Source organism: Paenibacillus nitricinens (genome assembly GCF_052056485.1).
GTDB lineage: Bacteria > Bacillota > Bacilli > Paenibacillales > Paenibacillaceae > Paenibacillus_AQ > Paenibacillus_AQ nitricinens.
Genome location: NZ_CP183948.1, coordinates 3969544 through 3991555 on the forward strand (window position 1 = coordinate 3969544; position 22012 = coordinate 3991555).

The following is a 22012-nucleotide window of genomic DNA, read 5'->3' on the forward strand; positions in this document are numbered from 1 at the left end:
AGTGTCCATTTTAATCCTCCTCCTTTTTGAACATTCCACTAAATTTCAATTGCGTTAAATTGATAATCATAGCAATGACTAATAGAACGATACCAACTGCTGCAGCGTAACCGAGCTTATTCTTCTCAATTCCTTGTCTATACAAATATCCCACTATAGTTAGGCCAATATTTTTCGGTGAATTGTTACCGTTAAACATCATTAAGCTCTCGGTAAACATTGCCAAACCTGCATAAACACTAATTGTCGTAACATATATCGTGGTCGGCTTCAATAATGGCATTGTAATCGATCTGAACTTCTGCCAAGCAGATGCCCCGTCAATTGAAGCAGCCTCATAATAATCATTGTCAATGTTTTTCAAACCAGATAGATAGTACAGCATATTAACACCTGTCCATCGCCAACATGCAAGAATTAATAGTGCAGCCATACTCCATTCTGCATCTTTCAAGAATTTAGTAGGCTCTACACCAAATAGACCTAGAAAACTGTTCATTAATGAACCATCCATTTCGCCGAATGTTAGGCGAAAAATAGTACCCGCCACTGCGACAGATGTCAATGCAGGAAGAAAGAACGAAGATTTAAAAAACTCCCTCCCCAGCATTAACTTACTGTTTATCATAACTGCAAATAACATTGGGAAAGGGATTAACAGCACTAAGGTTCCTAGCATGTATACAACGCTATTTTTAATAGCCGTCAAAAACACTTTATCTGTGAATAACTTCGAATAATTCGCTTCACCAACCCATTTTGGGTCCTGTCCCAACATCCTATCTTGAAAACTCATTACAAATGAATTTACAAGTGGATAAGACCAGAATATCAAGAATATGATTATGAATGGCAACACAAATACATAAGGTGCAACCTTTTGAGAGTATACAAATTTCTTTATCATAATCCCACTCTCCCTTGACTATGACTAAACCTGCCGAGCACCATTCTTGCCGACAGGCTTAATCATAACCATTTACTTATTATTTTTATTTCAATTCTTGTTCAATTGCTGCCTGTGCTTCATCGAGAGCTTCCTTCACGTCTTGGCCATCTTCAAAGATCGCATTCAGAGTAACCGTATTGAGCACATTGCCAATCGTCGGTGAAGCTTTTACGGATTTGATAGCTCTAATTTCGTCTTTGATTTCATTCAAAGTATCAAATGCATTTGTTTTAAAATACTGGACGTATTCGTTATCTGGGTTTTTCGTTACAGCCTCATCTTTCCATACTTCCATATTGATCGGGTCAAATCCAAGTGTATTCCAGATTTCAGTAGTAGCTTCTTTCGAAAGCTTAGCAAAAGCTACAAACTCTTTTGCCAACTGAACGTCTTTACCAGTCTTAGTAACAACTGTGCCAGTACCGCCTAAGCCAACGGAACGAGGATTACCTTCTTCGAATACAGGCAATGGAGCAATTGCATACTTACCTTTAAGGTCCTTCATTTCGTTTACAAAGCGGGACATGTACCACTCAGGCATCAATGCGCTTGCGTAGTTGCCTTTGTTGTATTCGCCTTTTGCTTCTTCTGTGTCGGGTTGTCCGCCTGGGATCGTATGAATAACATTATTCTTCTGCAGGTCGACTAACATTTCAAACGCTTTAATCATCTCAGGTGAGTTAACTTTTGGATTGCCATTTTCATCTGTAAAATCAGCGTTTTGCTGAGCAAGTAACAGCGAGGCTTGCCACGTAGCGGATGTATCAGCAGTACCTAAGTACTTACCAGTCTTTTCATAAACCTTGATACCTGCTTGTTTGTAATCTTCCCAAGTTTTGATTGTCTTGTAGTCAACACCTGCTTGTTCGAGAATTTCCGTGTTGTAGAAAGCAAGCGTAGCACCTACGTGATAATCAAAGCCATAAACCTGGTCTGCTTTGGTGTAAATATCGACACGTGAGGGAACGACAACGTCTTTGTATGGTGCAAATACATCATTCAAAGATTCCAGTGGAACGTTGTCCCCTTCCAAGAATTTAGGGAATTGACCAAGCTCGATATCCGCAATATCAGGAGCACCTTTTCCGCTTGTAACTGCCAATAAGAGCTTGTTGTGCATATCATCGTAAGGCATAACCGTTACATTCAACTTAATCTGTTTGTCTGGATTCTGTTGGTTCCATAACCCCAGCATTTTATCCAAATGCTTGCCATGCAAATCTACGAATGTCCAAAATGACATTTCTGTTGCATTCTCACCGGCATCAGCGCCTAACTGCTGTGTTTCCGTTGATGAACTGGAAGACTTACTACATGCCGACAAAACTAGTGACATCATAAGGATTGTAACGATGGAGAGTAATGTAATGCGTTTTTTCATTTGTTCGTCATCCTCTCTTTTTTTGTTACTCATTTGAGATGCTGGGTGACTGGTCACTTCTGTTAATTTAAGCGGTTTCAATACGACTCGTTACCAACCTTCTTAACATGATTCTAACCTTTCAATGAAAAGACCCCTTCGTAAAAAATTTCCTAATTCTGTATTGTAAGCGCTCTATAAATTGCATTATAATATATACGTAATATATTTTATATAACCAATTGATTATAAAAATCATTAAATTTTAAGGGAGATGTACTTATTTGAAAAAGCTGGTGCTCTACAAGCAAATTCAAGAAGATATTGTACAGAAAATTAAATCTGGGCAGCTTCGGCCAACGGACCGCGTCCCTTCTGAACAAGAATTAATGGACGAATTCAAAGTAAGTAAAATAACCGTCAAAAACGCCTTAACCCAGCTAGCTGATGAAGGATTAATTATACGCGTACAAGGCAAAGGCACATTCGTCGCTTCTAGTCTTGATGTTTCTAGCATTGATTCTCCATTATCTCCACACAGCGCGTCGTCCTTGCCGCTCATCGGCTTCATTATTCCGACGATGGTAACCCGTGTCATTCAGAAGCTCGTCGACTACACGGAACAATTCCTGTCTGAAGCTGGCCTCAGCATGGTACTAAGCATCACGCGAGAGTCCTCCTCTATCGAATCGAACGCCATTCGTACACTAACGGGGCTCGGTGTGAAGGGACTGATCGTTTTTCCAACAGAAGATGAGAAGTACAACGAATCACTACTGCGTCTGTCGCTCGATAAATTCCCATGTGTGTTCATCGACCGCTACCTGCGCAACATTGAGACATACACGATTACATCAGACAATTACGGCGGTGCGTATAAGGCTGTCTCTCATTTGCTATCCAAGGGTCATCATCAAATTGCGCTCATCTCACCTGAGAATGCCAATACAGCCATCGAGGATCGCACGCTCGGCTTCGAGAAGGCGTACACAGATCGAGGTATATCAATCGACAAGAGCTTGTGGTGTCACATCCCTCTCGACATTCTACGCGGTAAGCAAGCATTGGAGTATGTAAGCGACTTCTTGCAGGGGCATAGTGGAATTTCGGCAGCTTTCTCCTTAACCGAAGAAACCGCACGCCTTACATCGGCTGCTATCAGCCGTCTGAACAATCACTCAAATATCGATTTGCTATCTTTCGATAATCCACATCTTTCATTCGTAGCTTATGTACAGCAGGATGAACAGGAAATGGCACGAACAGCCGTAAAGCTGTTACTTGAACAGATAGAGAATATTTATTCACCTAAGAACGCCGTCATTCCCGTGCAGCTCATCTTCCCCTAACTATTTCATTGGACTTTATCGACACTCTAGGAGCACCTTCAGTAGAAGTTGTCTTCTTTTGCGTTCCAGCGCATAGAGTATAACAATATATCATAAAGGTGCTAGCGGCCAAAATGGGAGATTCGCTCCACTTTGTTACGAAAACCGCTGATTCATACGGATGAAACCGATCTTCGGGTCGGGGAGTGAGTGTCAAGGAATCTCAGAGCATGACGATCATGAAGGAATATTCAAATGTCTCCAGGAACTCAATGAGGAAATAAATATGAAAATGTTTATATGAGCAAATAATTTTCTAGGCGCTGGATGGAGTAAGATCGAGTAGGGATGACATGCCGAGTGTACCGACTTGTACATCGACCGAGCCCCCACCATAGTAGATTGTAAGATATTCATACTGATTTGAGACCATATTTTATTCACGATTTTTAACTATTTTATTGAAAGGTATCGACTAACAAAAAAAGCCTTCTTTCGAAGGCGTTGATTAGGCTTCTCATCAAATAAAAAAAGACCATTTCGGTCTTTTGTGCAACTTCGAACACCCCAACTCATGTTACAATACAACCTGAACTCATACTTTACGAAGGCGGTTGATACTGTTGATTTACATCATCAAATTTGTATACAGCTTTGTGCTTCCTCCAGGACTTTTCATCCTACTTCAGCTCGGTCTTGTCATTTGGTTATGGAAAAAGAACCGTCGTCCTGCGCTTGTCTTGCTTGGCATTACACTGCTTATGTATTTCTCCATGACTTCCTTAGTCAGCGATGCGTTAATCGGAGGTTTAGAACGAAAATATCCTCAACCGGATACATTGCAAGGAGATGTTATCGTTGTGCTTGGTGGAGGTGCAAGCTCCGGGACACCGGATATGGATGGCGAGGGCAACTTATATGGATCAGCAGCAAATCGGCTAATTACAGCTGTACGACTACATCATGCGAGTGGTTTACCCATCCTATTCTCTGGTGGACAAGTCTTCTCCGACAGCGGCAATGAAGCGGATATCGCCAAAAGACAACTCCTTGGACTCGGTGTCCCCGAAGAGGATATCCTGACCGACAATCAATCTCTTAATACGGAGCAGAATGCTGTAAATACCGCCGCAATCCTACAAGAGAAGGGACTTAAGCGTCCTGTACTAGTCACATCAGGGTTTCATATGCCCCGCTCGATGCAGCATTTCAAGAATGCAGGGCTAACAGCGCAAGCTTTTCCTACAGATTATATCGCCAGCGCTGAATTTTCGTTGCAACCCTCAAAGTTCACTCCTTCGCCAGGAGCCATCTCCACTACAGGCACAGCCTTGAAGGAGTATTTAGGTCTTCTTGTTGCTCATCTATTTAATTAGATCTGTGAATTTTGCATTGGTTACCCCTGCAAGAAGCTGCGGTGATACATCCATTTGTTGACCAATTTTCCCGGCGCTAACGGCTATCGTTTCCTGACTTTCTGCACCGCTATCAATGAACGTTGGATATAGCTTTTTCATACCGACTGGTGAACATCCACCACGGATATAACCCGTCCACTTCTGTAAGTCTTTCACTGGCAGCATCTCAATCTTTTTCTCTCCGGCGGCCTTGGCCGCCTTTTTGAGATCCAGCTCCTCAGCAACCGGTATAACAAATACATAAAGATTTGCTCCGCTATGAGCGACCAAAGTTTTAAAAACCGTCTCAGCCGCCTTTCCAATCTTCTCCGCAACTGCCGTACCATGGATTAGTCCATCCTCGTTGTCATAAACAAACACTTCATATCCAATTTTCTTCGCATCTAGCATTCGCATCGCATTGGTTTTAGTTACTGTCATATCTGATCTACCTCTCTTTAATCTATTCGATACTATATGGTCAAAGAGGCCCCAAAGCCAACATGGCTCACAGGACCTCTTATTGCTGCGTTCCCATTAATCTCTGGGATAATTAATTTGCATAATATCCATAAACGGAACTTTTTCGATACCTTCATTTTTACTGATGTGTACTTTTCCAGTCCGCGAATCCATTTCTGCAATCGTTCCGCGCACCTGTTCTTCTTTTCCCCATACGGTTAATAAGATCTCAGAACCTTCTTGCTTGGCTTCAACTAACTGATTGCCTAGCTCCTCAAGTACAAATTCATCTCTCGTGGGCCGTTTGGCCACTTTTGCTTTTGCCACTCTACTCCTCCAATAAGCGATTACGGGTATTAAGTATTATAAAATACTAAGTATGAATGCTCCCGTTTATTATAACATGTTTCAGTTTAAGGCTCGAACCCCTTCTGGCTCAAGAACAGCTCATCTTCAGAAAAAACATTCCGGAGTCCATCGTACACCCTACGATATGCCGCTGGATCATACCAATCTTCCAGTTGCAGCTCTTCATAAAGGGAATAAATACCTAATCTCCGTGTACGTTTCCCTCCACTGCCATCTCCCATAAAATAATCGTCGATACAGACTCTATTCACCAAGCTCCTTAGGATCTCTGGAAAAGACGTACTGCTCGGCAATACCGGAGCGATGGTAGCTTGAACAGGAACGCCCGCTTCACGCAGTAATTGCAGTGTCTTTAATCTTGCAGATATGGGCGGAGCACTTGGTGTGAATTTTTTGCGAATATCTTCACGATCCGTCTCTACAGTCATACTCACGCGAACCTTATCTTCTAAGCGTAATAATAAATCTATATCTCTGCGTACGAGCGGACTGCGCGTCTGCACGAACAGAAAATCGGGCGGGGTCTCCACCATAACCTCCAGCAAAGCTCTGGTTACCTGCTCCTTATGCTCTATCGGTTGGTAAGGATCTGTGCTAGAGGACATAAAGATGGAGACCGGTCCTTTAGATTTTGCTTTCTGGAGTTCTTTGCGCAAAATAGCTGCGGCTTCTTGTTTGACATCTACCCACGTTCCCCATTCCTCTTGACGAAACAGTGAAACGGGCATTTGACGCACATAACAATAAGAACAGCCATAAGTACAGCCGGTATATGGATTTAAAGAATGACTGTATCCGTTCAGATAACCCGTCCCTTTATTTAGTAAGGTCTTTGGGGTCTTGTACTGGATCTCATTGTTCATAATGTTTGAGCAGTCTTTCCACTTTCCAAATGAAGCAGCCTAGTCTTCATCTCTAATCCCCCGCGGTAGCCAGTTAATGTTCCATTCTTGCCAATCACTCGGTGGCAGGGCACCGTAATTAGTATCGGATTTGCACCTATGGCTGTCCCTACCGCGCGTACTGCAGCAGGCTTTTGAATATATGTGGCGATGTCCGAATAAGACCACGTTTGTCCATATGGAATTTCACATAACGCTTTCCACACCGCGAGTTGAAATGGAGTCCCACGATAGTCAAAAGGAATGCTGAATGCTTGCCGTACCCCTTGCAAATATTCGATCAGTTCCTGTACAAATGGAACCATTTTCTCATCGTCCTGCACCAGTTCACTTTCAGGAAATCTACGGCTGATCCAGTCACTCATCTCTTCGAATGGCTTCTGCTGCGACCCCACATAACTTAATCCTTTCTCCGACGCTGCGATATAGAAACTCCATTCCTTATAAGTTAGCAATGTCCAGTATATGATTGCACTTGGTCTACTCTCCATTTTTCTGTACCCCCAAGAATAATTCAGAATGATTCGTTAATTCTAATTTGTTAAGCTGTCGATACTTCGTTGGGGTAAGCCCCGTCTTTTTCTTAAATAAGGTAATAAAATACGACGTATTTGGCAGACCCACATGTAATCCAATATCAGCTATATCCCGATCCGTGGTAACCAAATATTCAGATGCCTGAACGATTCTCTTTTGCTGTATATAATCCACTGGCGTGATTCCCGTTACTTTCTTGAAGGTTCGATGCAGATGATAAGGGCTTCCATGACAGACTTCTGCCAGCGTTTCAAGAGTAAGAGGTTCATGATAATGTTTGTCGATATATTCAGTCATTACAGCCACCCACTCCTTATCCGGCAGCCGCTCACCCGTCGGTTTGCATCTTTTACAGGGACGAAATCCAGATTCTAATGCTTGTTCTGCATTTTGAAAGATACGTGCATTCTCCCGGTTAGGTGCTTTGGACTTGCAGGAAGGTCGGCAAAAGATTCCCGTAGTCTTCACAGCATAAAAGAATTTTTCGTTATAAGCTGCATCATTTTGCAAAATAGCCTGCCATTGCTCCTCAGTCATCTTTTCCACTTCTCCACTCTTATCCATACGCTTCACCTCTAAACCAAGTATACCCCGCTTCAGGATCATCTGTACTCATTCTAGAATGTAAAAGCAAGATAGTGAAATCCAAGAATGGTGAGATTGCTCGTAATTACACTTTGTTTATCGAATCCGCACTTCCTTTGTCAACCGTGCAGGGAGCAGCAATTGAACAACGAATTACTCATAACATGACTACCTGAACTGGAGGAATCAAAATGGAAATTTTGAAAACAAAGGATGCCGCAGAGCTGTTGTCTGTTAGCCAAACAACGATCAAACGTTGGGCTGCTATGTTCCCTGATTTTTTTCCAAAGGACCGATTTGGCCACTATACTTTCTCAGAGCAGCAAATCAGCTTGCTCACACATATTAAAGAATGTATTAATCACGGAGAACCACTGGAAGGTATTCAATTACCTGTCTCGAATGAAAATCAAATATCCAAGTCACCGCAAGATCCACTACATTCCACAGACACTGAGCCTATGCAAGATATATTGTCCCGGATTCATTATATTGAACGCACCCTTGATCAAAAAGCCGACGAAGTAGTCATGATACAGTTACTTCAGCAGCGTGAGGAGCTTGAGGATCTGCGGATAATGATCAAACAATTAGCGGCAACCCTAGAACCCATGCAAGCTACAAAAGTCAACGTCTTCACGTCAAATGAAGCTTCCCATCCCGTTACTAGTACAAGAATACCCTCTCCACCGAGGAAGCGCGGGCTATTACGTTCATTCTTTTTCCTGTAAGCCTGAAACACAAAAGAACCTACTTCTAACTAACGTTGAAGTAGGTTCTTATTAAATATCGTAGCACATGGATGACAAAGTCAGCGATTAACGGTTAGGTAATCCCCTATTGCTTCTGCAATAAAGCTGAGCCTGCGATTCCTGGATGCGTCATTTCGTATGGGTCCAGAATCAGATTGAGCTCTTCCTCGGATAGCACATTATACTTAAGGCACAAATCACGAACAGATTCTCCTGTCAAAATCGCCTCACGAGCAATACGAGAAACCACTTCGTAGCCCAAATGTGGGTTAACTGCGGTAATGATTCCGACACTCCGCTCCACATCCCGCTCTAGCTTCTCTTTATTGGCTTCAATACCAGCCAGACAGAAATCTGTGAAGACTTGGAAGGAGTTGTTCATGATGCTGATGGACTGAATGAGATTAAACACTAGAACTGGCTCCATAACATTCAGTTCCAGTTGACCCGCTTGGGAAGCCAGACAGATTGTATGGTCATTTCCTATCACTTGAAAAGCCACCTGATTGATGACCTCCGCCATTACTGGATTGACTTTACCTGGCATAATGGAGGAACCTGGCTGACGTGCAGGGAGTGAAATTTCATTAAATCCTGTCCGCGGACCAGAAGCCATGAGCCGAAGATCATTAGCAATCTTGGACATGTTCATCATACAGACTTTTAGGGCAGCAGATACTTCTGTGTATGCATCTGTATTTTGCGTAGCATCCACAAGATGATCTGCAGTAACTAGCGGCAATCCACTTATTTCAGCCAAATGCTCTACAACCACTTCGATATATCGAGGGTCAGCATTTAATCCAGTTCCTACAGCCGTTGCCCCCATATTCACTTCATACAAATGATGACGTGTATGTTCAATACGTTTGATATCTCTCTCAAGTACTCTGCGATAAGCCTCGAACTCTTGGCCCAGACGAATCGGCACTGCATCTTGTAGATGCGTGCGTCCCATTTTTATAACCGGATCGAATTCCTTGGCTTTGTCTGCAAATACCTCATGCATTCTGCGCATAGTAATAAGCAGTTGTTCCAGAAGAGAAAGCGTCGCAATATGAATAGCCGTAGGGAATGCATCATTTGTAGACTGTGCCATATTCACATGAGAGTTGGGACTTAAATGACGATAGTCTCCTTTTTCATGACCAAGCAGCTCTAATGCTCGGTTAGCAATGACTTCATTGGCATTCATATTTAACGAGGTACCTGCACCACCCTGTATAGGGTCTACAATAAATTGTTCGTGCCATTGACCTTCGATGATCTCATCTGCTGCTTTCACAACAACTTCTCCAAGCCCACGATAGAGCCTGCCAATTTCCATATTTGCAAGCGCAGCGGCTTTCTTTACGATCCCCATCGCTTTGATTAATTCATTGTGCACTCTATAACCCGTAATTGGAAAATTCTCTACTGCGCGTAATGTCTGAATCCCATAGTATGCGTTCTTATCTACTTGTTTGCTGCCTAGAAAATCATTTTCTACACGAAATTCAGTTCCTGTCACAGTAAATCCCTCGCATTCTTTGAGTTAGGTTTGATCGGATTTAAGAAAGCGCATTCATACATATGTCTCACTTAGATATTAACCTTTATTGTGATAAATGTCTCTCATAAAATTAGAGATTAATGTAATTAATTTCAAATAAGATCACGAAAGCCTTGCCCTTAAAGGAAAGCTGGTTTTTATTAGGAGTAAATTTCCAAATAAAGCTATAGCATAGTATGCACACTAATTAGATTCTATTGCAGTAAATGCATTAGAAGTTCATCGGGCTTTTTGCACACGGACTCTAAAGTGAAATCGAATCATAACTGTTCATATCGGATTATTACATAAAAAAAGCCGACCTTAAGGTCGACTCTATCCAAACTTTACTCACAAATATGTTGAGTTCTTATTAAACCGTATAGTTCTCCAAAGAGATCTTCTCACCATTCAGCAAAGCTCGCGGTGGCTCTGACTCGCTCTTCATACTCAAATGCAATCTATCGCCATTACTGGTCGTATAATGAGCCGCCAATCCGTCTTCCGTCTCAAATCGGGGTTCATTATGGGCCATAGCTATTACAAATGCATCCAGTCCGATGATTCCACGCTCTGCAGACTCCTTAACACCGATCGCCTCAACGATCACCCCACCCGGCATCCCCGTAGCTGTTACCTCAATGTATCCCTTATGTTTTTGCAGATGATATGGATGAGATAGATATATTGCGAAATAGACATCGCCAACGTGACCGAACAAGGCGTTCAGGTCTTGCATCCACTCCCCGTGAGGAAGAACACCGATAATCGTATTTTTTTCCCCCTGAGGAATGGGAAATAAAGAAATAACTACATTTTTGTGATAAAGGACCTCCATATAACGACTCTGATGGCGAGGATCTCCCGAATTGTAGTATTGACCTGGGTGGAAGAAATACAGCTGGTTCCCCCCACCCTCTCCACTTACAGGCAAGGAAAAAGCCCACCGGAGCTGTTCATTGTCGAATTCTTCTACTCGCTCCCACATCCCGCCTGCTGCATAATCCTCTGTAATATAGGCATAAGAATGAAGCAACGGTTGAGCGTTCGGATCTGCTGGGACTACCTTCTGTGTAATCTTAGTGGTTTCCACAGGCGTCTGGCGATTCATTGCAGCTGTTAAAGCCTCATTTGGTGCTTTATAGAACAGGAGTCCAGCGTATTCCGTACGTGGCATTGCCACTGAAAGCTTGAAGTCCCCGAATTGAATATAGTCATGAAGCACATTAGCATCTCCTGGTACATCATGTGGCCAACCTCTAGAATGTGCACCCACCCAAGCTCCGCGTAAATAAAACTCAGCTCTTACCATCCAAAGATGATCAAGCATCTCTTTAAGAGTAGTTATTAAATCCGTATCCTCTGTTGGGACAAGCTCCAAAGCGCAGGTAAACGCTTGTATCCAATGCCAGAACCACGGGAGACTGCCGTATTCTGGCATCCCCTTAGAGCGGATGTACGTCAATGTGTCCTTCAAACTTTGCCGACCATCTTCAACGAGCACATCATCTGCAAACAGAGTGCCAAAAATCAGCTTTGCTGCTGTATATTTCGCTTCATGATGTCCAAAAGTGATTACCGGCTTACGGTAGAAACCACTCCGATAAATGTGTCCAAATGCTGTATTCAGGACAATGCGAAGTTGAGCGTTTAGTGCTCCACCATATCTTTTGCAAAAGTAAACCAGCAAGCTGCCCATAATTTCCACAGGTAACTCATGCGGTGAAGCCTCACGTGGAACCGGATTCAATCCAAGCGGCCAGTGCCCGTATAGCTCCGTGCCAGGTTGACGATTCTGTAGCATTAATGTCTCTAGCAGCACATCCTGTGCCTTCTGCTTTGCTTCTTCCCGGTCAAAAGGCAACGACAAAGAATCATCTACTGCAGCTGCAAAAAGATATGAGGCATAATAAAAGTTATTTCGCACATCATCGTGGAACCAGAGTCCACTCTCAAGCAGAGGCCGTCTCTGCGCTTCCAGCGCTATACTTATAATGATTTCTTGTTGACGGTCCTGATAAGTACTCTGAATACCATTCGACTCCAGCATTCAAGTTCAACCTCCCACATCTCAATTTTCAATAGTATGATAACAATCCTATAAATGAGAACTAAGCATTTTAGATCTATTGTGCACACTTTTCGTTCATTTTGCAATTATTAAAACTTATAAATAAACTATAATGAACCAATATATAAAAATAAACACTTGTAAAATGAACATAAATGGAGTAAATTGTACATATACGAACAAAAATATGCTTTTGAAGGAGATTGAATAATCCATGGAAAGACGTTTTGCATCCCATCCTAATGAAGTTAAGCAGTTTGACACTGAGCGCCTCCGCAAGGAATTCCATATTCCTGTCATTTTTGCACCCGATGAACTGAAGCTAGTACTTACCCATGAGGATCGTATGATCGTTGGCGGTGCTAATCCTGTTAAGGAAGAAGTTGCACTTACAACTGACCTTAAAGAACTTGGGGTTACTTACTTCTTGGAGCGCCGTGAGCTAGGGATCATCAATGTTGGCGGTAAAGGGGCGGTTATTGTCGATGGTACAGAATATGAAGTAGATTTCAAAGAATGTCTGTATGTTGGTCAGGGTTCTAAAGATGTTATCTTCAAAAGTGCAGACGCTTCCAAGCCCGCTAAATTTTATTTGAATTCTGCACCTGCTCACCAGTCCTATCCAACTACTAAAACCACTCTGGCTGAATCCGAATCCGGTGCGATGGGCGGTTTGGAGAACTCCAACGAGCGTACCATTCACCGGTTCATTCATACAAACGGCGTACAAAGCGCTCAGCTAGTTATGGGTATGACTCAACTGAAGCCAGGTAGCATGTGGAATACGATGCCGGCACATACACATCCACGCCGGATGGAAGCTTATTTCTATTTTGATCTACCGGACGATTCCGTTGTGTTCCACTTGATGGGAGAGCCTAATGAAACTCGCCATATCGTAATGCAAAACGAACAAGCGGTTATTTCCCCAAGCTGGTCCATCCACAGTGGTGTTGGTACTCATAACTATACTTTTATCTGGAGTATGGCTGGCGATAATAAAAGATATGATGATATGGACCCCGTATCCATGAAAGAACTACAATAGAGACAAGCTAAAACGCCTTCGGCGTCCTTTTAAGGACGATAAGCGTTTGTGCGGGAATTATAAGGAAGAGTCTAGCGTGAAACTTAAACTTTCTTATAATTTTAATCAATTACGGAAAGCTGAGGCAAGCGGATGAACCCGATACGACGACATGAGATGATAATGGAAGTTATGCTGAACCAAAAAGATGTAACGGTGAATGAACTGAGCGATAAGCTACAGGTTACGGGAAAAACAATTCGTGAGGATTTGAGCAAGCTGGAGGAGCAAGGACTGATTGTACGTGTACATGGCGGAGCTGTGCTGGCACAAAGCGACCAGTTTGGTATTTTGCCCTCTAAGGATCCACTGGATAAGTATTCCGACGAAAAAACGGAGATCGCCTTGCGCGCGCTTGCCCATATTGAAAAGGACGATATTATAGCTCTTGACGGCGGGAGCACAACGCTTGAAATTGCCCGACGCCTGGACAATATGCCTCTAACGGTAGTCACCAATGATGTATACATCATCAGCGAACTGGTTCTCAAAGATCATATTCGTCTCGTCGTTCCCGGGGGGTACCGTGTCCGCAATATGTTGGCCGGCCCTGAAGCCGTCTCCTATGTGCAACAACTTAATATTCAAAAAGCATTTCTGTCCTCGACAGCTATTCATATCGAACATGGACTTTCTATTTATACAGGAGATTTAATTGAGTTTAAGCAAGCCCTTGTGTCTACTGCCCGTAAAGTGTTCGCGGTTGTGGATCATCATAAATTCGGCCAAACTGCGCTGCGTACATTCGCTTCTCTGCAGGAAGTTGACGTTATCTTAACAGATAAAGGACTCTCTCCCGAAACGGCAGAACAGTTCCGCGGTGCAGGCGTTGCCATTGAATGTGAGTAATAACCGGAATTAAATCCATTTAATCAAAGGGGCGTAATTTATAATGTCATCATCATTATTCAGCTTGGCAGGTAAAACAGCACTCGTAACCGGTGCAGCTCAAGGTCTTGGACAAGGCATTGCCCTTGCCTTCGCGGAAGCAGGTGCGGATATAGCAGCCGTATCACTTAATACAAGTCAAGAAACCGTAAACGCTGCAAAAGCTTTTGGCGTAAAAGCGGTTAGCATCGAATCTGACTTAAGTGATCATAGCAACCTGCAAAACACATTTGACCAAGCACTTGAACTGACTGGTCATGTAGACATTCTAGTGAACTGTGCAGGGATGATCCGCCGTACTCCGGCAAAAGACCACAGTGAAAAAGACTGGTTCGACGTTATTAACCTGAACTTGAACACCGTGTTCCTTCTGTCACAGATCGCAGGCCGTCACTTCCTGGAAAGAGGATCCGGCAAAATCATTAACATCGCCTCCATGCTCTCCTATCAAGGCGGAATCAATGTCCCTGGCTACACCGCGAGTAAGCATGGGGTTGCAGGTCTTACTAAAGCTTTTGCCAATGAATGGGCAGGCTCCGGTCTGAACATCAATGCGATTGCACCAGGCTACATGGCGACTGAAAATACAGCTCCGATCCGTGCCGACCAAAGTCGTTCGGACGCGATCTTAGATCGTATTCCAGCTGCACGTTGGGGAACACCAGATGATCTAAGAGGTCCTGCTGTATTCTTGGCTTCCGCAGCTTCAGACTATTTGAATGGTCATATTCTTAATGTTGACGGTGGATGGATGGCAAGATAAATAACCTAAAACATTTAACCCGCTGCCTGTGGCAACGGGTTATTTTTACTTAAACAAGCTTGTAATGGATTCCCCATCAAATTTACTTGTAATCTTAAAATTTCCAGAGTGATACTTACTATTACTAGATCGATCGCTGAAATACAAGTAATCTGTGCCATAGAGTGTCATTCCAAAGCGCTGATCTTTATTTACATATATTCTTATCCAATAGGTCTCCGCAGGTCGTTCGGATGCACCACTTCTTTTTAATTTCACGTCAGAAAACTCATGTATGATCTTTTCAATTTCTTTCGGGTCATCCACTTTAATATCTTGTTCATTAGAACTCTTAAGAACTCTAATGGAGGTGATTTGAGTAGCATCGATTCGATCCAGTACAAGATTTTGAAATGAATTATAACTGTGATATAAGGGAACTCCATAAAGAAGCAGATTTATTACTATAAGAAATAATAAAAATAATTTACTTTTTTTCATAATTATTAGCCTTCTATCTCCACAAATTCTCCCGGATGTGCCCGAATATACTCGCCAATCAATCGGTGGCTATTTTCGGCTATGTTCTTAAACCGTTCAAATAAACCACTCATCCCTCTCAACAACTCAGGGTCACGATCGAGATCCGTGAGGGTAGCATCAACCCACTGTATTCCAAGTCGATTGTTTCTTTCTTCGAGAAATGCCTTTGTTTCCTGAAGCAAAAGTTGCATTGGTTCGTCGCCAAAAAATCGTATACCTCCCATCACTCCTGTCCAATACCCCGGCTGGTCTTGCATGTAAGAAATCCAAGCATAATACTCCCCTTCGGAATTACGGCTGTGATCATGCATTACTCTGAACATACAAAGTGCTTTCTGTCCATCTGTGAGCTTTGAGATCACTTCGGATTTGATCGATGGTGATTTTGCGCGAATCTGCTGAAAGGTAGGCTCCATACAGGCCCATCCTAGTCTTTCATCACTTAAAGTGTCCAAATCCTTCTGCTTCATGGTTACTAAATTCATTTAACTCCTCCTTTGATTAACATCCAAAAATATACATTTCATTCTAGCTGTTGTCAATAAGAACCTCCTAACATTCAGGGTAATTCGAATGTTTTTATGATAGGCTTTAGGAAGAAGAAATCATCATAAAGGAGCTTTTCTATGCATAATGAGATACTTACCATTTTTGATGAAGGAGGCAACCGAACAGGTACGGCTCCACGTGAAGAGGTACATCGGTTAGGACATTGGCATGAGACTTTCCACTGCTGGTTTATAAGCAAAGATCAGGAAATACCCTATATCTACTTACAACTTCGCAGTGAACAAAAACAAGATTATGCGGGACTACTGGACATCACGGCCGCAGGACATTTGCTAGCAAACGAAACTGTAGAAGATGGAACACGCGAGGTTCATGAAGAGCTGGGACTAGAGCTATCTTTTGAAGACCTGACCCCGCTAGGGACAATTCCTTACAGTATGAGAAAAGAAAACCTTATCGATAATGAACGAGCGCATGTCTTTGTTTATAACAATCCCTATCGTCTAGAAGATTTTCAGCTACAAAAAGAAGAGGTCGCTGGCATTGTCAAAGCTAAGTTCTCTGATTTCCGCAGATTTTGGCAGGGAGAAATACATAGTCTACAAGTCAACGGTTTTCAAATCGATGCGCATGGACATAGAATTACCATTGAGCAGGATGTAGACAAAACCCATTTTGTACCCCATGAAGTGAGTTATTATACTCGTATTATCGAGGGTATCGAAGTTGTATTTCTAAAATCAGCAGTAGTAACGGAGGACAAATGATTATTAATCAACGAACATTTGCCGTGAAAGGAACCCAATACACCATTAGATCTGCAAACACTACGGATGCAATGACATTGTCCAAATTAAGAGTACAAATCGATGGGGAGACCGAGAATTTAGACAGAGAACCAGGGGAGGCTTTTATAGACGAAATAGGGTTTCAGCAGCTAATTCAATCTGATTCAGAGAAACTACGTAACTTATTTCTAATCGCGGTAGTTAATGATCAAATCGTTGGGTTCTCTAGATGCGAAGGTCATTCATTAGCAAGATCGGCTCATAAAGTCGAGTTCGGAGTATGTGTGCTGCAGGATTATTGGGGTTATGGAATTGGAAAAAATCTTTTAGCAGAATCTATTGCTTGGGCCGACGCTAACGGTATCCAAAAAATCACTTTAAATGTCCTCGAAACAAACGACAAAGCTATTACCCTTTATCAGAAGCTTGGCTTTGAGATCGAGGGAATATTAAAGAATGATAAGATTCTTGCAGACGGAAAATTCTATAACACGATTATGATGGGACGATTTATAGATTAATTTTAAAAAGGCAGAACCTGAATTCCTCAGGTCCTGCCTTCTTTTTATACTAACGATTTACGCTTCAACATTGCGAGATCATTTACCGCTAGATTCAACACAGCCGGAACAGCAGTGTCTGAAGTTATATCTGTGTATTCTTCTTCATTTAATTGTACCGTTTGCGGACTTCCGCTGAAGTTTTGCACGAAGATATAATCGCTCTCTCCATCCGTCCGAAGCTGCGCTGTCACACCAGTTGGTAGCTCACTATCAAGCGCACGAGTAATTCCTGCTTTAGAAGTGATTGCAGCATACAATTCAACGTAGAAAGAGGCGTCTTTCACACGAGTAGCGAGATGATAGGCATTTCCTTCACCGAAACGGTTTACCGTAAGCGCAGGACGGCCAGCATAGAAATCGCTGCGATAAGTGCCTAATGCTTCTGCACCTTCCAAGTGGATCAGCTCAGCAATTTCATGCGCATCATAATCTCCACTTAGATTAAGTGCATTGCTCGCCTGCATTACAACACCATTCAAATCACGGCTATGCAGCCCTTCGGTCTCTTCCGCCCAAATGCCGAGCGTTCTACGTAGCGGTCCTGGGAATCCACCCAAATGACATAAATCCGTTTCATTAACGACACCAGACCAATAGGTTGCCAGGAATGTTCCGCCCTGTTCAACAAACTTCTCGATACGCTTTCCATTCTCTTCACTGATCAGATATAACATAGGTGCAATTACCAGCTTATAATCGGACAGATCATCCCCTGATCCGATCATATCAACCGGAATGCCTAACTCCCAAAGTGCACGATAATGCTGTAGTACAGTCTCCTCATAACGCAATCCAGAATTACGAATGCCTTGCGCATCCTTGATCGCCCAGCGGTTGTCCCAATCGAAAATAATTGCTGTTTTTACTGGAGTTGATGTACCTACTACTTCTGTCATTCCAGCCAGCATCTTTCCTACCTCTGTAACGTCTTTAAACACACGAGTCTCGGAGTGGCCGCTATGGTCAACCACTGCACCGTGAAACTTCTCACTAGAGCCCCGGCTTTTACGCCATTGAAAATATTGTACAGAATCCGAACCATGCGCTACCGCTTGAAGCGAAGACAGCTTGTGCATGCCAGGACGCTTCAGCTTACTGACCGATTGCCAGTTCGTAAGTGATGGCGTGCTTTCCATGAGGAGGAACGGTTTCTTTTTAAAAGAACGCATTAAATCGTAGTGCATCGCCGTCCATGCGGCCAGTCTAGCATCGTCACCGTCTTCAGTATAATGCCATTCTGGATAAGCATCCCATGAGACAACATCCAGAATTTTAGCCAGTTCGCGGTAATCAATGCCATCGATCATATGCATATTCGTTGTAATTGGCAACGCTGGATTGTACGGGCGAACAGTATTGATCTCATGCTGACAGAAATCAATCGTCCGTTCGCTGACAAACCGACGCCAGTCGAGATTCAAGCCGTGCACTTGCGTCTCTCCGTGTGGAGCCGGGGATTCAATTTGTGTCCATGAAGTATAGGTATGACTCCAAAACGTAGCCCACCAAGCATGATTCACCTCATCCAGACTGTTATTGTATTTGTCCTTCAACCAATCTCTAAAAGCATTTTGACAAAGATCACAGTGGCATTCGCCACCAAACTCATTCGAAATATGCCAACCGATAACCGCAGGATGCTGGCTATAACGTTCTGCTAGCTTCGCATTTAAAATTGCAGTCTTTTCCCGGTACACAGGGGAGGTGAAGCAGTGATTATGACGGAAGCCATGTAAATTGTGAACACGATTACGTTCCACTCTTAGAACTTCAGGGTACTTCTCAGACATCCAAGCGGGCCGCGCTCCACTAGGTGTTGCGAGAAATGCGTAAATCCCATTCTCTGCAAAAGAATCCAATACACCATCCAGCCAATCGAAAGTGAATACACCTTCTTCAGGCTCTAGGGATACCCAAGAGAAAATCCCAACAGACATCACATTACAGTTCGCAAGCTTCATCAAACGAATATCCTCACGCAAAATTTCCGGGTACTTCAGCCATTGCTCAGGATTATAATCAGCACCGTGCAGCATCACTGGAGCTTTGCTGCTAATCGGGGAATGTTTTTTACTCATTGTGTAAGATCATCCTCTCAATTCTGCCCATGTTATGAATGGGACTATTCTCTGATGATTGGTTAGACGCCTTAGCTATCTATATCACGAATCATCATTTATACTATTTATAATAAAAGAAAAGTCCTCTTCAGCAGTAGGAATATACTCTCGAAGTGATAGCACAAAATGAATATGAGGTGAACCATCCTGCTTCCTTTTTCTCTGATAGAATTACCGCGCGACGCGGAGACACTTCCTTTATATCCCTATTCTGTAGGTCGTCATATCCAATTTCATCATGTACGTCCTGCTGGATTTCCTGTGCACCAAATCTTTCTGATTCGTACCGGAACTGGACTCTTTCGAGATCTGGGGAGCGGCACTGAGATCACACTAGAACCTGGAATGGCCTTCGCCTTCCCTCCAGATCGAGGACATGAATATTATCCAACCTCACATGAACCGTGGCATGTCGGTTTCATCGGGATCGAAGGCATTCAATCACAAGGCTTGCTGGAGGGGATTGGCCTTCTCCCTTTTTCCCCCTATCACCCTGCTCGTTTTGAACAATGTTGGGAGGAGATCGGAAAGATCTGGCATACGGCGAACACTCAGACGGCTAGTCGCCAAGACGAGCATGGGATGGAGGATCTATCTATAACCCTATATCGATTACTTCTGATGTTACGACGTTCTGAATCCAAACACACCTCAGGCAGTCGTTTTGAACTTGAGTCTGTGCGTAATGGTGCGTTGGCTAAGGCGGTTGAGCTTATTAACGAACATTATACTGAGCCACTCCTTATCTCCAATCTAGCTGCTGCTGTAGGGTATTCCGTCCAGCATTTCCAGCGTCTATTCGTACAGGAATATGCCGTAACTCCACATAAATATCTACAGAATCTGCGACTAGAACGTGCGATACAGTTAATGACAGAGAATGCTGATATTCTCGTTCAGGATATTGCGGTTCAACTGGGAATGGAGACGAATTATTTTATCCGAATCTTCCGAAATACTTATGGCTGTACGCCTGGGGTGATGAAGGAGAGACTTTTAGAGAGTGAACAAAAAAGATAACGAAATCCAAAGGGATCTCGTTATCTTTTCATTCTTTTATCAAAAATAATTCCGGTAGAAGTTAATCTCGCAGCAATTCGTCCCTCACTTCGGTCAGCACGAATCCAAGTAAGTTCCTCCCCCTCCATTTCACGGGATTCTCCGCATCCGGATTGGACTGGCTCATACCTATTCCCCAAATGCGATCCTGTGGGCTAGCTTCGACGAGAATACGGTTTTTAGTTGATTTGAGATATTCCCCAAGCTTCGGATTCTGCGAAAATTTGGCTATATTTCCTCTTTTGACAATGTTATAGCATTCTTTATCCCAAGTGTCATTTTCGAAGTTTCTTACTGCACGTCCGTAAGCTTTCATCTCCTTGGGATGCTTTGCTTTAAGGATCGCGTCCAACATTTCGTCATCTCCAAACAGTCTTGCTTTCTCGGCCATCATAAACTGCTCGACACAGGAATACTCCATCCCCTCTACCAAGAAAGGACTCATCCACCATTGGCTGAAGCAGCTTTTGTCGACACCGTCGTGCTTTGGCGGTGTATGGCCCCAGAAGAACATAAACTTGAACGTTTTGCCCGCGATATAAGCTTTTCTTAACTGCTCGATATTATAAATCATTGATATTCCTCCATATTTCTTCGATACAAGCGGGAAGGACGGTGTCCCGCATTTTCAGTATAATGATCGGTCTCCGCTACGAGATCCGCTACTTTACGCCGGAATGCGGCTTTCAGCAGCTCTTTGTCTAAGATCACCTCATAAACCTGCTGCAGATCCGTCAAAGTGAAGAGATCCGGCATCAAGTTTAGCGCAAGATCGGTGTAATTCACTTTTCCCCGCAGTCTCTCAATAGCGCAAGCTATAATCTTTGCATGATCAAAAGCCAATCCGTCATTTGATAAAATGGAGTATGCGGTTGACGTAGAGGCCGACTTTGATGTCATCGTCCGACCCACAACTGCCGTAAACTCTTCTTCATCGCTGCTTAGCTTGAGCTCGTATTCCTTCGTTTTCACATACCCATCCTCAATAATCTCTTTCCGCTCGCGCAGAAGCCGATAGGTTACCTTGAACCAGGCAGCTAGGTCAGCGTCATCTCCTGCTTTCAGCTGTACCTGATCACTGTTGATTAAGGCCATGTAGCTGCAGCTCATTACCCAGGTACGAGGGTCCCTTCCAACATCGCTGAAGGTGTATAACTGCTCTAAATATACGTCATCCACGCCGGTTTCTTCATGCAGCTCCCTCACCGCCGCTTGCTCCGTGGTCTCTTCCGGCCGGACGAAGCCGCCTGGAAGTGCCCAATTGCCCAAGAACGGGTGACCTCCCCGACGAATGAGCAGAATTCGCAGCTCTTTTTCCGGAAGCTTACGGTAGCTGTCAGCCTCCGTGTTCGTAACGGTGAAAATGACCATGTCCGCTGCCACCGAAGGCCGCTCGAAATCCCCGGCACGGTACTGCTCGAGAAATTGATGTTCCGTAAGTCCATCGCGATCCAACAAATTCATGTGTC

Annotated in this window: 23 protein-coding genes; 9 read left to right on the top strand and 14 right to left on the bottom strand. The window is 43.4% G+C overall.

From position 1 onward, the window contains the following. Positions 1 to 10 precede the first annotated feature (10 nt). Positions 11 to 907 carry a carbohydrate ABC transporter permease gene (locus ACN6KS_RS17555; protein WP_042185833.1) on the bottom strand — a complete coding sequence of 299 codons (897 nt, stop codon included), beginning with the start codon at positions 905 to 907 and terminating at the stop codon, positions 11 to 13. A gap of 85 nt (positions 908 to 992) precedes the next feature. Next, on the bottom strand, positions 993 to 2330 hold the full coding sequence (locus tag ACN6KS_RS17560; RefSeq protein WP_094873022.1) for an ABC transporter substrate-binding protein: 1338 nt from the start codon (positions 2328 to 2330) through the stop codon (positions 993 to 995). A gap of 263 nt (positions 2331 to 2593) precedes the next feature. Between ACN6KS_RS17560 and ACN6KS_RS17565 the strand changes: the two genes are divergently transcribed. Continuing rightward, entirely contained in the window at positions 2594 to 3658 is a 1065-nt protein-coding gene (locus ACN6KS_RS17565) for a GntR family transcriptional regulator (protein WP_440960159.1), read from the top strand. 602 nt (positions 3659 to 4260) lie between these two features. Then, complete coding sequence (locus tag ACN6KS_RS17570; protein ID WP_440960160.1) at positions 4261 to 5013, top strand: YdcF family protein; 753 nt, start codon at positions 4261 to 4263, stop codon at positions 5011 to 5013. Here ACN6KS_RS17570 and ybaK read toward each other — a convergent pair. From ybaK to ACN6KS_RS17595, 5 genes are all read right to left on the bottom strand, one after another. Continuing rightward, positions 5002 to 5475 carry a Cys-tRNA(Pro) deacylase gene (ybaK, locus tag ACN6KS_RS17575; RefSeq protein ID WP_280786368.1) on the bottom strand — a complete coding sequence of 158 codons (474 nt, stop codon included), beginning with the start codon at positions 5473 to 5475 and terminating at the stop codon, positions 5002 to 5004. The two genes, ACN6KS_RS17570 and ybaK, sit on opposite strands and share 12 nt — an antisense overlap. 96 nt (positions 5476 to 5571) lie before the next feature. Then, positions 5572 to 5823 (bottom strand): YolD-like family protein, encoded by a 252-nt coding sequence (locus tag ACN6KS_RS17580; RefSeq protein ID WP_440960161.1) that lies wholly within the window; start codon positions 5821 to 5823, stop codon positions 5572 to 5574. A gap of 86 nt (positions 5824 to 5909) precedes the next feature. After that, positions 5910 to 6728: an SPL family radical SAM protein gene (locus ACN6KS_RS17585; protein ID WP_280786370.1), complete on the bottom strand. Its 819-nt coding sequence runs from the start codon at positions 6726 to 6728 to the stop codon at positions 5910 to 5912. Further along, positions 6725 to 7258: a methylated-DNA--[protein]-cysteine S-methyltransferase gene (locus ACN6KS_RS17590; RefSeq protein WP_094873016.1), complete on the bottom strand. Its 534-nt coding sequence runs from the start codon at positions 7256 to 7258 to the stop codon at positions 6725 to 6727. The genes ACN6KS_RS17585 and ACN6KS_RS17590 overlap by 4 nt, the downstream gene beginning before the upstream one ends. After that, complete coding sequence (locus tag ACN6KS_RS17595; protein ID WP_440960162.1) at positions 7248 to 7910, bottom strand: bifunctional transcriptional activator/DNA repair enzyme AdaA; 663 nt, start codon at positions 7908 to 7910, stop codon at positions 7248 to 7250. Before ACN6KS_RS17595 ends, ACN6KS_RS17590 begins: the two co-directional genes overlap by 11 nt. Positions 7911 to 8080: 170 nt before the next feature. Between ACN6KS_RS17595 and ACN6KS_RS17600 the strand changes: the two genes are divergently transcribed. Beyond that, positions 8081 to 8620: a MerR family transcriptional regulator gene (locus ACN6KS_RS17600; RefSeq protein ID WP_341135123.1), complete on the top strand. Its 540-nt coding sequence runs from the start codon at positions 8081 to 8083 to the stop codon at positions 8618 to 8620. 106 nt (positions 8621 to 8726) lie between these two features. On the opposite strand, the gene aspA is transcribed toward ACN6KS_RS17600, so the two are convergent. Both aspA and ACN6KS_RS17610 read right to left on the bottom strand, forming a co-directional pair. Further along, the gene (aspA, locus tag ACN6KS_RS17605; RefSeq protein ID WP_094873012.1) at positions 8727 to 10151 is read right to left on the bottom strand and encodes an aspartate ammonia-lyase; all 1425 of its coding nucleotides are present in this window, start codon (positions 10149 to 10151) and stop codon (positions 8727 to 8729) included. A 394-nt stretch (positions 10152 to 10545) separates the two neighbouring features. After that, a complete protein-coding gene (locus tag ACN6KS_RS17610; protein ID WP_341135124.1) occupies positions 10546 to 12222 on the bottom strand; it encodes a hypothetical protein in 1677 nt (558 codons plus the stop codon). Positions 12223 to 12457: 235 nt separating this feature from the next. Here ACN6KS_RS17610 and kduI point away from each other — a divergent pair, with 235 nt between their 5' ends. The 3 genes from kduI (at position 12458) to kduD (ending at position 14981) form a co-directional block, all read left to right on the top strand. Further along, positions 12458 to 13291, top strand: coding sequence for a 5-dehydro-4-deoxy-D-glucuronate isomerase (kduI, locus tag ACN6KS_RS17615; RefSeq protein ID WP_094878444.1), 834 nt, complete (start codon positions 12458 to 12460; stop codon positions 13289 to 13291). Between the two features lie 132 nt (positions 13292 to 13423). Next, positions 13424 to 14179: a DeoR/GlpR family DNA-binding transcription regulator gene (locus ACN6KS_RS17620; protein WP_280786372.1), complete on the top strand. Its 756-nt coding sequence runs from the start codon at positions 13424 to 13426 to the stop codon at positions 14177 to 14179. A gap of 43 nt (positions 14180 to 14222) precedes the next feature. Continuing rightward, a complete protein-coding gene (kduD, locus tag ACN6KS_RS17625) occupies positions 14223 to 14981 on the top strand; it encodes a 2-dehydro-3-deoxy-D-gluconate 5-dehydrogenase KduD (RefSeq protein WP_094878445.1) in 759 nt (252 codons plus the stop codon). Between the two features lie 45 nt (positions 14982 to 15026). Here kduD and ACN6KS_RS17630 read toward each other — a convergent pair whose 3' ends face one another. Beyond that, positions 15027 to 15461, bottom strand: a complete 435-nt coding sequence (locus ACN6KS_RS17630) for a DUF5301 domain-containing protein (RefSeq protein ID WP_440960163.1) — start codon at positions 15459 to 15461, stop codon at positions 15027 to 15029. A 5-nt stretch (positions 15462 to 15466) separates the two neighbouring features. Further along, positions 15467 to 15988: a hypothetical protein gene (locus ACN6KS_RS17635; RefSeq protein ID WP_280786374.1), complete on the bottom strand. Its 522-nt coding sequence runs from the start codon at positions 15986 to 15988 to the stop codon at positions 15467 to 15469. 141 nt (positions 15989 to 16129) lie between these two features. On the opposite strand from ACN6KS_RS17635, the gene ACN6KS_RS17640 reads away from it, so the two are divergent. Then, positions 16130 to 16780 (top strand): NUDIX hydrolase, encoded by a 651-nt coding sequence (locus ACN6KS_RS17640; RefSeq protein WP_440960164.1) that lies wholly within the window; start codon positions 16130 to 16132, stop codon positions 16778 to 16780. Beyond that, positions 16777 to 17322, top strand: a complete 546-nt coding sequence (locus ACN6KS_RS17645) for a GNAT family N-acetyltransferase (RefSeq protein ID WP_094872999.1) — start codon at positions 16777 to 16779, stop codon at positions 17320 to 17322. The genes ACN6KS_RS17640 and ACN6KS_RS17645 overlap by 4 nt, the downstream gene beginning before the upstream one ends. Before the next feature lie 44 nt (positions 17323 to 17366). On the opposite strand, the gene ACN6KS_RS17650 is transcribed toward ACN6KS_RS17645, so the two are convergent. Further along, on the bottom strand, positions 17367 to 19442 hold the full coding sequence (locus ACN6KS_RS17650; RefSeq protein ID WP_440960165.1) for a beta-galactosidase: 2076 nt from the start codon (positions 19440 to 19442) through the stop codon (positions 17367 to 17369). A gap of 207 nt (positions 19443 to 19649) precedes the next feature. Here ACN6KS_RS17650 and ACN6KS_RS17655 point away from each other — a divergent pair, with 207 nt between their 5' ends. Beyond that, complete coding sequence (locus ACN6KS_RS17655; protein ID WP_440962415.1) at positions 19650 to 20504, top strand: AraC family transcriptional regulator; 855 nt, start codon at positions 19650 to 19652, stop codon at positions 20502 to 20504. Between the two features lie 61 nt (positions 20505 to 20565). Here ACN6KS_RS17655 and ACN6KS_RS17660 read toward each other — a convergent pair whose 3' ends face one another. Together ACN6KS_RS17660 and ACN6KS_RS17665 are read right to left on the bottom strand one after the other, a co-directional pair. Beyond that, positions 20566 to 21117, bottom strand: a complete 552-nt coding sequence (locus ACN6KS_RS17660) for an NADAR family protein (RefSeq protein WP_440960166.1) — start codon at positions 21115 to 21117, stop codon at positions 20566 to 20568. Then, the gene (locus ACN6KS_RS17665; protein WP_440960167.1) at positions 21114 to 22007 is read right to left on the bottom strand and encodes an NUDIX hydrolase; all 894 of its coding nucleotides are present in this window, start codon (positions 22005 to 22007) and stop codon (positions 21114 to 21116) included. The genes ACN6KS_RS17660 and ACN6KS_RS17665 overlap by 4 nt, the downstream gene beginning before the upstream one ends. Positions 22008 to 22012: the final 5 nt, after the last annotated feature.